This is a genomic window from Sulfitobacter sp. UBA1132, assembly GCF_002311545.1.
GTDB classification, from domain to species: domain Bacteria; phylum Pseudomonadota; class Alphaproteobacteria; order Rhodobacterales; family Rhodobacteraceae; genus Sulfitobacter; species Sulfitobacter pontiacus.
This window is the reverse complement of record NZ_DCAN01000001.1, coordinates 28,956-41,655: the sequence shown is the minus strand read 5'-3', so window position 1 is coordinate 41,655 and position 12,700 is coordinate 28,956. Positions and strand designations below refer to the sequence as shown.

Sequence of the window (12,700 nt, the reverse complement as noted above, 5' to 3'; positions counted from 1 at the left end):
ACCTATCAGAACGCATGGATCGTGCGTGAGGGGCTGAACGATGGCGATCGGCTCGTTGTGGACGGCCTTTCATCCGTCCGCGCAGGGCAAGAGGTCAGCCCCGTGGCCGTGACGATCGACGAGGATGGCGTTTCTCGGGATATCGCTGCCCCCGCGGCGGAGGATTGAGCTATGGCGCGTTTCTTCATCCATCGCCCTGTTTTTGCTTGGGTTCTGGCGATTGCCACCATGTTGCTGGGCGCTTTCAGTATGACGGGTCTGCCGATCTCGCAGTATCCTGATATCGCGCCCACCACCGTTCGAATTTCCGCCACCTATACTGGGGCCTCGGCCGCAACGGTGGAGAATTCGGTCACCACTGTCATCGAGGACGGGCTGACGGGGTTGGATGGGCTCACCTATATGACCTCATCCTCCAGCGAAGGTGCGGCGAGTGTATCGCTGACCTTTGACGATAGTATTGATCCTGACATGGCGCAGGTGCAGGTCCAGAACAAACTGCAACTGGTCGAATCGCAGCTGCCCGACATCGTGACGAGCCAGGGCGTTTCCGTCTCCCGCTCGACGGACTCGGTCCTGATGGTCGGGGCGCTTGTCAGCGAAGACGGCAGCTATACCTCGCTTGAACTGGGCGACCTGCTGAGCAGCACGATTGAAGACCCGGTACAGCGCACGGCGGGGGTGGGGTCGATCAATGTTTTCGGCACCGAATACGCAATGCGCATTTGGTTGAACCCCGAAAAGCTGTTCCAGTATCAACTGACATCTTCGGACGTGACCACGGCCGTATCCGAGCAGAACACGAACGTGACGGTCGGCAGTCTGGGTGAACAGCCGGTGGTGAAAGGTCAGCAGTTCACGGTCTCCCTGTCGGCGCAGTCCCAGCTTGAAACGGTTGAGGACTTTCGGAACATCCTGCTGAAGACCAATACGGACGGGTCGGCCATTTACCTTGCCGATGTCGCCACGATCGAACTCGCCGAAGAGGACTACGGCAGTGTAAGCCGCTTTAATGGTCATCCGGCGGCGGGCTTTGCGGTGAACCTTTCCACCGGTGCCAATGCGGTGGATACCGCCGAAGCGGTGCGGGACGTGGTGGGCAATCTTTCTTCCGCGTTGCCCGAGGGCGTAGTGGTCGAATATCCCTATGACACCTCGCCCTTCGTCGAGGAATCCATCGACCAAGTCTATGAGACGTTGCTCGAGGCGATTGTCCTCGTCTTTCTTGTCATCTTCCTTTTCTTGCAAAGCTGGCGGGCCACGATCATCCCGACCATCGCCGTGCCGGTGGTGTTGTTGGGCACCTTCGGCGTGCTGTCTGCCTTCGGCATGTCAATCAACACCCTTTCCATGTTCGCATTGGTCTTGGCCATTGGTCTGTTGGTCGATGACGCGATTGTTGTCGTCGAGAACGTCGAACGGGTGATGGAAGAAGAGGGGTTGGACGCCGTCGCCGCCACGGAAAAGAGCATGGGAGAGATTTCCTCGGCGCTGATCGGCATCGTGATGGTGCTTTCTGCTGTATTCCTGCCGATGGCCTTCATGGATGGGTCGACGGGGGTCATCTACAAACAGTTCTCGGTCACGATCATTTCGGCGATGGTGCTGTCGCTTTTCGTCGCCCTGATCCTCACGCCTGCAATGTGCGCGCAGCTTCTCAAACCTAACCATGACAAGAAGCCTCTGCTTCCGCTGCGCTGGTTCAATGGCGGCCTTGACCGTCTGACGGGTGGCTATGCTTCGCTTGTCGGGCGGTTGTCCATGCGGCCTTTCCGTATGGTGGTCGTCTTGGCGCTCGTCGGATTTGGCGCCTATTGGGTTTATGACCGTCTGCCGTCGTCGTTCCTGCCGACCGAAGATCAGGGCGTGCTTATGACCATGATCGAACTGCCTCAGGGATCGACAGTTCAGCAGACAGCCAACACGATTGAACAGATCGAGCAATACTTGCTGACCGAAGAGACCGAAATGGTCGATGGCGTCTTTGCCAATGTCGGATACAGTTTCGGGGGGTCTGGTCAGAACTACGGGATGATGTTCATCAGGCTCAAGGACTATGAAGAGCGTCCCGGGCTTGATGCGGCTGATCTGATGATGCGGGCCAATGGCAAGTTCTTCCAGTCCCGACTGGGCAGCATCTTTGTTCTTCAACCGCCTGCCATTCCGGGGCTGGGTACCTCTTCGGGCTTTGCAATGTACCTCGTCGATCAGTCGGGCGCGGGTCAGGAAGCGCTAAGCGATGCCGCAGATAAACTGGTCGCGACAGGGCTTGCTGACGGTCGCGTGACCAACCTGCGCGGCAATGATGCTGCGACGGAACCGTCGTTGAAATTGCGTATCGACCAGCAGAAGGCCGAGGCTTTGGGCGTGTCTTTGTCGAGCGTGAACGCCATGCTGGCGACTGTGTTCTCTGGCACCTATGTCAACGATTTCCCGCTGGGCAATAACCTGCGCGAGGTCATTGTACAGGGCGGTGCGGACTGGCGCATGCAGCCTGACGACATAGATCATTGGTATGTGCGGAACGACAGTTCGGAGATGGTGCCACTGTCGGCCTTTATCAGCCGCGAATGGGAAACTATCACGCCCAAACTGTCGCGCTATGGCGGCACCCGCGCGCTGGAGCTTTCCGGCGAAGCGGCAGCGGGCATCAGTTCGGGCGATGCGATGGAGGTGATGGAACAGCTTACCGCTGATCTGGACGGGTCCTACGCCTCGGCCTGGACAGGGCTGAGCTATCAGGAACGGTTGTCCGGCGATCAGGAAGCCATTCTCTATACGATCTCGGCGCTGGTCGTCTTTCTCTGTCTCGCCGCCCTCTACGAAAGCTGGGCCGTGCCTTTTGCGGTGATGCTTTCGGTGCCCGTGGGCATTCTGGGGGCGCTGGTGACAACGTGGTATTTCGGACAGTCGAACGACGTCTATTTCAAGGTAGGCTTGCTTACCACGATCGGCCTTGCGGCGCGAAATGCCATTCTGATCGTTGAGTTCGCGGAATCCCTACGGGCGGAAGGCAAAGTATTGCTGGAAGCCACCGTCATGGCAGCGCGCCAGCGTCTGCGCCCCATCCTAATGACCTCCCTTGCCTTTGGTTTTGGCATCATGCCGCTGGTGCTCGCCTCCGGGGCAGGGGCCAATGCGCAAAAATCCATCGGGACGGGGATGCTCGGCGGGATCATCTTTTCAGCGGTCATCGGGATCGTGATGGTGCCGGTCTTCTACGTCGCCGTAATCCGAACAACAGAAATTTTCCGTAAGCGAGTGGAGAAAGCTCAGTGAAACCTTACTATCTCGTACTGGGTCTGCTTGTCGCGGGCTGTGCTGTCGGCACTGATTACCAGCGCCCCGAAGTGGCCATGGAAACCCGGTTTGTCGGTGGCAATGCAGAGCAGATCGGCGCGGTAGCCACTCAGCAGTGGTGGCTGAACTACAAAGATTCGAACCTAACAAGTCTTCTCACGCGCGGCCTTGCCCAGAACCTTGATGTGATTGCCGCGGGTGAGCGCATACGCCAAGCGCAAGCTGAGTTGCGTACAACCGGGGTAAACGCTGCGGCGGACGGATCGCTGACCGGATCAGTGACCACATCCGGTGGCGACGGCACCAGCGGTACGAGCACCGTCGAAAGCGGGACATTAAGCGCCTCGCTGGTGATTGATCTCTTCGGTGGTATCCGGCGCGAGCGCGAGGCCGCTGTTGCCTCGCTTACTGCCGCCCGGGCGGAGGAAGAGACCGTTCGTCTTGCATGGCTGGCCGAACTTATCGCTGCCTATTCCGACGCGCGCTATTACCAAGAGGCGATGGCCTTGACACGCACCGCAATTGCCACGCGCGAAGAGACGGTGAGCATCACCCGAAGCCAGTTCGATGCGGGCGCGGCCACCGAATACGAAGTGGCCGAAGCGCAGGCCTTGCTTTCGACGGCGCGGGCCGATTTGCCGCAGTTCGCCGCCTTGTTTGACGCAAATGTCTACGCCATCGCGACACTGCTGAACGAACCCGCGGAACCGATCAAGGCACACATGCAAAAAGGTGCCCCCCAACTCTCCAGCCCCGGGGGTGCGCGCACCGGCGTACCGGCGGACTTGCTTCGCAATCGCCCCGATGTGCGCAGCGCCGAAGCCGATTTGGCCGCTGCCGTTGCCAACGTGGGCGTCGCCGAGGCCGCGCTTTACCCGGCCTTGTCCCTGTCCGGAACGGTGGGCCGCACGGACGCCACAGATGCGTGGAGTTTCGGGCCGCAATTGTCCCTTCCAGTATTCAATCAGGGCCTCTTGAAAGCCAGCCGTGACGCGCAACTCTCTGTCGCACGGCAGGCCGAGATCGCATGGCGGGCCTCGATCAACGAAGCGGTCGAGGATGTTCAGGTCGCACAGTCCAACCTCACCCGCGCGCGCCAGAGGGCGCAACTGCTGCGAACCGCCGCCAGCGACTACGGCCGGGCGCTGACATTGGCACAGGAGAATTATCGAAACGGTGCCATCACGCTGTTGAACCTGCTGGATACCGACCGGAATACCAATGCTGCAAGGATCTCGGCGGCCTCGGCCACGAACGAAGCGGCGCAGGCCTGGGCCACGCTGAAGATCGCGACGGGGGCAGGGGCGGCCGTGACTGGTCACCCGAGTAATTGAGCACATATCAACGCTGGTCGTGAAAGGCCGAACACATGAAACATACTGGAAAAATTGCCGCCCTGATCGCCGTTGCTGGGTTAATTTGCGTTACACTGATCTTGTTCGGAGCGCGCTTGGGGCTTTGGGAACCGATCGTAGGGTTCGGTCTCTACCGGAGCTACTTCAACGCAATCGGGGTGGGCATCTTCAGCGCGGGGCTGATCGCTTTGGCCATCCATCTTGGCCGGGGCGAAAAGGGTTGGGCTGCGATCGGCGGCGTGGTCACGCTGCTTGGACTGGGGGTCCTGTTTCCCCTGATTTCAAGCACTGTGAACCCCCAACCGCGCGCGGCGCCAATCCATGACATCACGACTGATACCGCCAATCCCCCGGCCTTCGAGGTGCTGGATGACACCCGCGCGGGTGCGCGCAACACGCTCGAATACGGCGGTGCGGAAGTGGCGGACCAACAAGTGACAGCCTATCCCGATATTGCGCCACTTGAGACCGGCCTGAGCACGGATGCAGCCTTTGAACGGGCATTGCAGGTGGCAGGCGAAATGGGGTGGGAGATCGTTGCGACCGATCCAACCCGTCATCGGTTCGAGGCCACCGCGCGCACCTCTGTCTTCTATTTTGCCGACGATATCGTCGTTGCAGTTACCCCTGCCGAGAACGGGAGCCGGGTGGACATGCGCGGCGTTTCACGGGTGGGGCGCAGTGACCAAGGCGTCAATGCCGCGCGCATTCGTACCTTTCAACAACAGTTCCATAAGGAGTGAGCAATGAGATTTCCAAGCTCAAACTTGGCCTTTGCCGCGCTGATCGTATTGGGCCAAAGCATCCCATTCTCGGCTCATGCTGAGGCACCAAGCCTCCAGACCGACGGGCCCGTCATTCATCTTGCCGATAACCTTAACGAGGAAGCGTCGCTCGGCTGGTGCATCGATACTGAAGGGCGCGGCCTGAGCGATCAGCTTCACGCCCATTCATGCAAACCGGAAGGGGACGACGTGTTGTTCACCTATGCGGCAGAGACGGGCATGATCGCGTCGGCGACCTATGATGGTCTGTGCATGGCGTATAGTGATCCGGAGAATGCCGAAAACCCATTTGGTCTGATCTCCTGCGACAAGGCTGATCCCGCACAGCAGTTTGTTTATGACGACGCGAGCATGGAGATGCGTTTGGCCTCGGACCCTGCACAGTGCGTCACCGTTGCCGAGATAATTGACGATGCGGGCCCATACCAGTCCCGCGACCTGATCCTCGCGCCATGTGGCGCATTGGAGGCCAGCTTCAAACAATGGGTCATTCGAAGGTAAGAAGCATTAACGGTAACGCATATCGGGAAGCACTTGGTTTAGTCGGTGAAGATCGTAGCGGAAAAGCTTGTATTTTATAGCCAAAAGTGTCTGAAGGAGACTTTCCTTGCCCGCCGGCCCAAGGTCCGGTTTGGGCCGTTCGCTGCGTCCGACACGATGGGTGGCTTATGTATTTTGACGGTAGGTGCGAAGATTCCCTATAAAGGTAGGGAGATCGGCTATTAAGCTTTAGATCGCCGAACGAACGGAGAATTTGCCCCGCAACCCTTCGCTTACGTCATCGCGCGCTGGCGGCGGCGTTGTTGGGTTGACCCCAGACGGTACACCTCAAGAGCGACCAGAGGCGCAAAATGCACGAGAGCCGCGCCGACGCCGCCCCAATCGTGCAGGGCAGCCCAGTGAATGAGGGTTAGTATAGCCGCAGCATAGACAAACTGCTGTAGCTTTTTCCACGACCGCCCAAGGCGGCGCACCCACGGGTCTGTCGACGTAACAGCCAATGGCACAAAGATAAGAAAGGCGATCCAGCCGGTCCAGATGTACAGCTTTGATACCTCGTCGCCAGTGAAGGCTATGGCGCCTTCATCAATGAGGTAAAGCACCGTGTGGGCCAGCGCGTAGAAGAATGCGGCCACGCCAAGATAGCGCCGACGCTTCATCAGCCAGCGCGGCCAGCTCGCATCGCGAAAAAGCATCATCAGCGGGGTGATCATCATCGCGATGATCATGAACCGCCCGGCGAATTCACCGGTGGGATGCAAAAGACTGCTGACCGCGTCCGGCGCGCCGGAGGTCAGGCCAAGGGTCATTGGAATGGCGGGGAGGCTCAAGAGCGCCCAGAAGGTGAGGGGGTGATCCCATGTGGATTTCAGCACGCAAATATCTCCGAAAGGTTGGTCGTTCTACGCGGGTCGCCCCGCGTATCTGTGGCGATCAGCGTAACAGCGAGGTGAAATAATCTTCCCAGCTTTGATGCGGGCGTCCGGTCGCGGCTTCATAATCGCCGGGGGCGTCAAAGGCGCCGCGGCGGATGCCGTCGTAGATGCCGCCGATAATCGGGCCGATAAAACCGCCAAGCTCGGCGGTGCGGTCAGCCACATAGTCTTCGGCCGACATGCTGCGATAGGTAAGCGCGGTGCCATATGCGGCGTTCATGTACTGCGTTAGTTCCGCCTGAGTGATCGGCGTACCGTTCAAATCAAAGGTTTGACCGATCAGCTCGTCCCGCGTCAGCAAAGCGGCATAGGCATGGGCCAATTCGGAACGGGTCGTGTAGCCGCATTTGCCGTCCCCCGCGCTGTTGGCGATCTCGCCCTTGGCGCGGTAGCTGTCGATATACTCAACGTCAGGCTCGATGTAGATGCCGTTGCGACCTATGGTCCAATCCAGACCGCTGGCGCGGATGTCGGCCTCGGTATGGCGGTTGCTCTGCACGACGGGTGAGAAGGCGGTCCCAACTTCGGGACCTTGAATGCTGGTGTAAACGATCTTGCCCACGCCGGCCACCTTGGCCGCCTCGATCACGTTGCGGTGCTGGCCGATGCGGTCTTCGGGCGGGGCCATGCCGGAGACGAGCATAAGGGCATCAACGCCCGCAAGAGAAGTCCGAAGCGCGTCCGGCTGGTCATAGTCGCCGGGGCGCACCTCGATCCCTAACTCGGTGACATTGCCCGGCGTCCGGGCGAGGCCGATGACCGAGGCGTGATCTGTTCGTTCTATGAGTTTGCGGGCAATTTCTTGACCGAGTTGTCCTGAAACGGCGGTGACAGCATAGCGCATGGGGCTCTCCTTTTACTGTGGTCTCGCTGGCGGGGCCTGACGGGCCCTGCCAGGTTGCGGATATTAGCCGTGGTAGGCTTTGCTGACGGCAAAGCTGTCTTCGAACCAGTGCCACAGCACCACCTGACCATCGCGGACCTTGGCACGCAGGGCAAAGGTGAAGGGGCCAGTCTCTTTGCCGGATTTCGTGGTGATGCCGCTCATCTTACCAAAGACGGCAACGGTGTCGCCTGCGGCAAAGGCATCTGTGTTGTCCCAAGCGGTTGTCTGAAAATTCTGGCCAAAGACGCCAAGAAAGTCGAAGACTGCCTCCTTGCCGCGTGCCTCACCGATCCACGGCAAGCTTTCGTCGCCCTCGTTGTGCCAGACCATATCGTCGGCCATCAGGGCCCGCATTTTCTCCATATCGCCCGCCCCCATAGCGCCCATGAAGGCCATTACGGTGTCAAAGCTCTCTTGTGTAACCGTGTCCATTTCTTTTGCTCCTGCGTGTTGTCCGAGAAGGATGGCCAGAGATGCGCCAAGTGACGTTTTCAGAAGGGTTCTGCGTTTCATGTGTCGCTCCATATCGGGTGCCCCGAAGGAATGGGGCCTTGGTTAAGTTCAAGATTTCGGGTGCCACTCCGCGCGGCACGCGAAAAGTTCGGGCCAGCTCAGCTCTCAGGCGGCGTAGGTCCAAGTGAGCTTGGGGTCTTCGCGGAAGGCAAAACGCTCGAGGTGGCTGGTAATGACCTGCACGACCTTATCGAGAGCGGCCCGGTCATCGGCTGTCGCGCTCAGTGACAACTGGCCCTTTGTTGCGGCCAGTTCACATGCCCCGAAAGGCAGTTCGATATGGCCGTTTTGGCGCGTGTGGGTGACGGGCACCTTGTGGCCGAAATGTTTGCAGAGCGTGCCCAGATAACGCTCTGCGCTTTCGGTGTTGAGATGAGTGGTCGCTTTCATGGCGGTGTTCCTCGTGTTGCAAGGAACATCTATTCCCGGCGGATTGATCGGGGTATTCATGGAATCCAGAAGTGATAGTTCCGGCAGGCCGAACAATGATCGATCATCTAAAGCATATGGCCATCTTCGCCCGGGTGGTGGACGAAGGCTCGTTCCGGGCCGCGGCGAAAGCCCTTGGCGTCGCACCGTCGCGGGTGAGTGAAACCGTCTCCGAACTCGAAGATTTCCTTGGCGTGACACTGCTTTACCGCACAACCCGCAAGATCGCGCTCAGCAACGAAGGGCGGATGTTCTACGCCCGGGTGACCGACATGCTGCGAAGCGCCGAAAGCGGGTTGAATGACCTCAATGCCCTGTCGTTGGAGCCGGTGGGCGCGCTTAGGGTGTCGATCCCTGCCTTTATGTCGTCATCGACCCTGTCGACGGCGATTGCTGAATTTTCCCGTCTTCATCCGCAAGTCGCTCTGTCGTTGGCTTTTTCGGATCAGAGGATGGACCTTATCAACGATGGTTTTGATGTGAATATCCGCGCGGGCTGGCTCGACGACAGTGCGATGATGTCGCGCAAGCTGGGTGAAAGCGCGCGCGCCTTGGTGGTCGGCAGCGACTATGCCGCAACGCGCCCGGCCCCCGCACATCCTTGCGATCTGGAAGACTGGGACTGGGTGCGCTACCGACATCGCTCAGACTATACCCGCCTTAGCGGCCCCGGTGGGGAAGAGGTGAAAGTTCTGGGCCAAGCCCGGCTGGGAGTGGACAGCGTGGATGCCCTCTACCATTTCGCCTGCAAGAACCTTGGCGCCACGGTTCTGCCCGAGCATCTCGCCGCCCGGGGGGAGACGGAGGGCAAGCTGAGCCGCCTGTTCCCCGATTGGCGGCTGAAACCGTTGGGAATTTTTGCCGTCTGGCCAGACACCTCGCGCCGCGAGAACCTCACGCTTCTGTTCGTTCGGTTTTTGGCAAAAGAGCTCCATCAATAGGACGGTGCCTATCGGGCCATTTGGTCCGGCATGAAGGGGCATCTGCCACGTCGCCTTAGATTACCTCATGGTGCGGCCAAATGAGCCTTTCGCTGAACGAAGCCCCGGTGCAGGTGGCTGAACGCAAGGCCAAAAGATACGATCTTTGCCGGGTCCTCGCTCCTTCATCGCAACCCTTTCGCAAGGTGATCAAGCAGCAGCCGGACCTTTGGCGAAAGATGCCGGTTCTGCGGATAGATCGCCCAGATGCCATCGTCCGGCGCGCGATACGTATCCAAAACAGAGACCAACCGACCGGCCCGCAGTTCCGCCTCGACATAATAATCCGGCAGCTGGATGATCCCGAGGTTCTTCAGCGCCGCATCGACCAGCGATGCGCCGCTGTTGCAGCGGAGATTGCCTTTCACCCGGATGTGGCGGGTGGTTCCTTTTTCCTGAAACCGCCAATAGCCCAAAGTGCCTTGCAAACAGTTGTAGCCGTCAAGTTCGGACAGGGTGTGCGGGGTTCCGTGAGCGGAAAGGTATTCGGGTGCCGCGCAGGTGTAATGCCTGCGAGAGGCCAGCCGCTTTGCCATCATGGAGCTGTCTTCCAACTCTCCCAGCCGGATCGCGAGATCGTAGCTTTCCGCTACAAGATCGAGCAGCTGATTGGTCAGCCTGAGGTTGACCTCAAGATCAGGATAGCGCCGCACGAAGTCGTTGACCAAAGGCGCGATGCGGTTCTCGCCATATGTCACCGGGGCTGTAAGGTTCAGCCGTCCCTTGGGGCTTTGATGCAGATCGGTGATCGCGCGCTCGGCTTCGGCCAGCCCATCAAGCACCTGCCGGCAATGGTTGTAATACACCTGACCCGTCTCGGTGATCGTGACCTTGCGCGTGGTGCGGTAGAACAGCTTGGTGTCCAATCGCGCCTCAAGTGCGCCGACTTGGCGGCTTACCTGAGCCGTAGAAATACCCAAGCTGTTGGCAGCAGCTGTAAAGCTTTGGGCTTCAGCGACGGCCACAAATTCTGATACCCCCTCCCAACTCAGCATGATGTTCCTTTCAATCTTAATGGCCGAAGAACTATTGCTAATAGGTAACGGTGTTTTGCGGATATCTCTGATTATCGCCAGTGGGAAACAGTGTAAATGACAGTCCCTACAACGTCACCCGCCAAAATAGTCCTAACCGCGAAGTGAGCCCCATGACCGATATCATCAAATGCAAAGCGGCCGTCGCCTGGGCCGTTAACGAACCTCTCTCGATCGAGGAAATCGACGTAATGCCGCCTAAGGCTGGCGAAGTGCGCATCAAAATTATCGCCTCGGGCGTTTGCCATACCGATGCTTTCACTTTGTCGGGCGAAGACCCCGAAGGCCTGTTCCCGGTCATTCTGGGCCATGAAGGGGGCGGGATTGTCGAATCCATCGGCGAGGGCGTCACCAGCGTGGCGGTGGGTGACCATGTGATCCCGCTCTACACGCCAGAATGTGGCGAGTGCAAATTCTGCAAATCCGGCAAGACCAACCTCTGCCAGAAGATTCGGGAAACCCAAGGGCGCGGTCTGATGCCCGACGGCACCAGCCGGTTCTACAAGGATGGTCAGCCCATCCTGCACTACATGGGCTGCTCGACCTTCTCGGAATACACAGTGCTGCCCGAGATATCGCTTGCCAAGGTTAACCCCGATGCGCCGCTTGAAGAGGTTTGCCTTCTGGGCTGCGGCGTCACTACCGGCATGGGGGCTGTGATGAACACCGCGAAGGTCGAAGAGGGGTCGACCGTTGCGATCTTCGGCATGGGCGGCATTGGCCTGTCCGCCGTGATCGGCGCGACCATGGCCAAGGCCAGCCGGATCATCGTGATCGATATCAACGAAAGCAAATTCGATCTTGCCCGCAAGCTGGGCGCCACCGATTTCATCAACCCCAAAGATCACGACAAACCCATTCAGGACGTGATTGTCGAGATGACCGACGGCGGCGTGGATTATTCGTTCGAGTGTATCGGCAACGTCAATGTTATGCGCTCGGCGTTGGAATGCTGCCACAAGGGCTGGGGCGAATCCGTAGTCATCGGGGTTGCCGGGGCGGGGCAGGAAATCTCTACCCGTCCGTTCCAGTTGGTCACGGGGCGTGTCTGGCGGGGGTCGGCCTTTGGCGGGGTCAAGGGACGCTCCGAGCTGCCTGACTATGTCGAGCGCTATATGAACGGCGAGTTCAAGTTGAATGATTTCATCACCCACACCATGGGGCTGGAACAGATCAACGAGGCCTTCAAGCTCATGCATGAAGGAAAAAGCATCCGCTCGGTCATTCACTTCGGCGAATGATCGTCTCCCGGTCGCGCCGTCTGTAGGCGCGGCCGGGGTGATCTGGAAGCGTTGCTGGAAAGCCTAAAGTCAGACCCTTTCGCGCCGCTGTGCATCGCTGACTAGTGCCGCCATTCGGTAGAACCCATGCGCCATCTTGGTGAAAGGCGTGAGCAGGAAAAACGCCAGCACCGCGCCGAGATGTATGACCAAAAGACCCGGCATCCAGCCGGTGCCGCCCGCCGCATAGAGCAGCAGCCCCGATAGTCCGACAAACCCCAGCAACCCGGTAAAGGCTATTTCGCCGCTAAAAGCGTTGGTCGCACCGAGCGATTTGTCCGACCGCAGCTTGAGCCAGACCATCTTGCCACAGCCCAACACCAGCAGAACACCGCCGGAAAGGCCGAGGATCTTGGGGGCGGAAAACAGCCCGTAGGGGGCGGGCATGTCGAGCAGGTAATGCATCAGCGTCGCCACGCTGGTCGAAGCGAAACACAGCAGAAAGCCATACATGATTGCCTGATGCGCATAGCGGCGGGCGTGCGTGAAGCGGTCTTCGTCTTCAAAGTTGCAGCCGTCGCCGTGACCGCCCTTGAGGTTGCGCATGTTCGCGACAGAGGCGATGGCCCCGCGCAGATGCGACAGGCGCACCGGGGCGCCGCCCACGGTTTGCCAGTAGCGGCGCAGGCCGATGGCAATGCTTATCAACGGAAAAAGAAAGGCGGGCAGAAAGATCGCCACCATCGCATTGTGGGATAGCAC

The 12,700-nt window shown here is 59.2% G+C and carries 11 protein-coding genes and 1 pseudogene; 6 read left to right on the top strand and 6 right to left on the bottom strand.

The features are described 5' to 3' along the window. Positions 1 to 171 precede the first annotated feature (171 nt). From B4F27_RS00215 to B4F27_RS00200, 4 genes are read left to right on the top strand one after another with little or no spacing between them, the layout of a single operon-like run. Positions 172 to 3,279 (top strand): efflux RND transporter permease subunit, encoded by a 3,108-nt coding sequence (locus B4F27_RS00215; RefSeq protein ID WP_286758539.1) that lies wholly within the window; start codon positions 172 to 174, stop codon positions 3,277 to 3,279. Beyond that, on the top strand, positions 3,276 to 4,634 hold the full coding sequence (locus B4F27_RS00210; protein ID WP_286758538.1) for an efflux transporter outer membrane subunit: 1,359 nt from the start codon (positions 3,276 to 3,278) through the stop codon (positions 4,632 to 4,634). The genes B4F27_RS00215 and B4F27_RS00210 overlap by 4 nt, the downstream gene beginning before the upstream one ends. A gap of 35 nt (positions 4,635 to 4,669) precedes the next feature. Beyond that, complete coding sequence (locus B4F27_RS00205; RefSeq protein ID WP_286758537.1) at positions 4,670 to 5,398, top strand: DUF1499 domain-containing protein; 729 nt, start codon at positions 4,670 to 4,672, stop codon at positions 5,396 to 5,398. Positions 5,399 to 5,401: 3 nt separating this feature from the next. After that, positions 5,402 to 5,941 carry a hypothetical protein gene (locus tag B4F27_RS00200; RefSeq protein WP_286758536.1) on the top strand — a complete coding sequence of 180 codons (540 nt, stop codon included), beginning with the start codon at positions 5,402 to 5,404 and terminating at the stop codon, positions 5,939 to 5,941. A gap of 272 nt (positions 5,942 to 6,213) precedes the next feature. On the opposite strand, the gene B4F27_RS00195 is transcribed toward B4F27_RS00200, so the two are convergent. From B4F27_RS00195 to B4F27_RS00180, 4 genes are all read right to left on the bottom strand, one after another. Continuing rightward, entirely contained in the window at positions 6,214 to 6,816 is a 603-nt protein-coding gene (locus B4F27_RS00195) for a sulfite oxidase heme-binding subunit YedZ (protein ID WP_286758535.1), read from the bottom strand. Positions 6,817 to 6,874: 58 nt separating this feature from the next. Further along, positions 6,875 to 7,720 (bottom strand): NAD(P)H-binding protein, encoded by an 846-nt coding sequence (locus B4F27_RS00190; protein WP_286758534.1) that lies wholly within the window; start codon positions 7,718 to 7,720, stop codon positions 6,875 to 6,877. Positions 7,721 to 7,783: 63 nt separating this feature from the next. Continuing rightward, positions 7,784 to 8,194, bottom strand: coding sequence for a nuclear transport factor 2 family protein (locus B4F27_RS00185; protein ID WP_235208608.1), 411 nt, complete (start codon positions 8,192 to 8,194; stop codon positions 7,784 to 7,786). A 186-nt stretch (positions 8,195 to 8,380) separates the two neighbouring features. After that, on the bottom strand, positions 8,381 to 8,665 hold the full coding sequence (locus tag B4F27_RS00180) for a DUF2218 domain-containing protein (protein ID WP_037967306.1): 285 nt from the start codon (positions 8,663 to 8,665) through the stop codon (positions 8,381 to 8,383). A 95-nt stretch (positions 8,666 to 8,760) separates the two neighbouring features. On the opposite strand from B4F27_RS00180, the gene B4F27_RS00175 reads away from it, so the two are divergent. Next, a complete protein-coding gene (locus B4F27_RS00175; protein WP_286758533.1) occupies positions 8,761 to 9,645 on the top strand; it encodes a LysR family transcriptional regulator in 885 nt (294 codons plus the stop codon). 164 nt (positions 9,646 to 9,809) lie between these two features. Here B4F27_RS00175 and B4F27_RS00170 read toward each other — a convergent pair whose 3' ends face one another. Continuing rightward, positions 9,810 to 10,679 (bottom strand): LysR substrate-binding domain-containing protein, encoded by an 870-nt coding sequence (locus tag B4F27_RS00170; RefSeq protein WP_005851782.1) that lies wholly within the window; start codon positions 10,677 to 10,679, stop codon positions 9,810 to 9,812. Between the two features lie 161 nt (positions 10,680 to 10,840). Here B4F27_RS00170 and B4F27_RS00165 point away from each other — a divergent pair, with 161 nt between their 5' ends. Continuing rightward, on the top strand, positions 10,841 to 11,959 hold the full coding sequence (locus B4F27_RS00165; RefSeq protein WP_349676264.1) for an S-(hydroxymethyl)glutathione dehydrogenase/class III alcohol dehydrogenase: 1,119 nt from the start codon (positions 10,841 to 10,843) through the stop codon (positions 11,957 to 11,959). A 69-nt stretch (positions 11,960 to 12,028) separates the two neighbouring features. On the opposite strand, the pseudogene B4F27_RS00160 reads toward B4F27_RS00165, so the two are convergent. Beyond that, positions 12,029 to 12,700 (bottom strand): annotated as a pseudogene (locus B4F27_RS00160) (4Fe-4S ferredoxin); the annotation flags it as partial.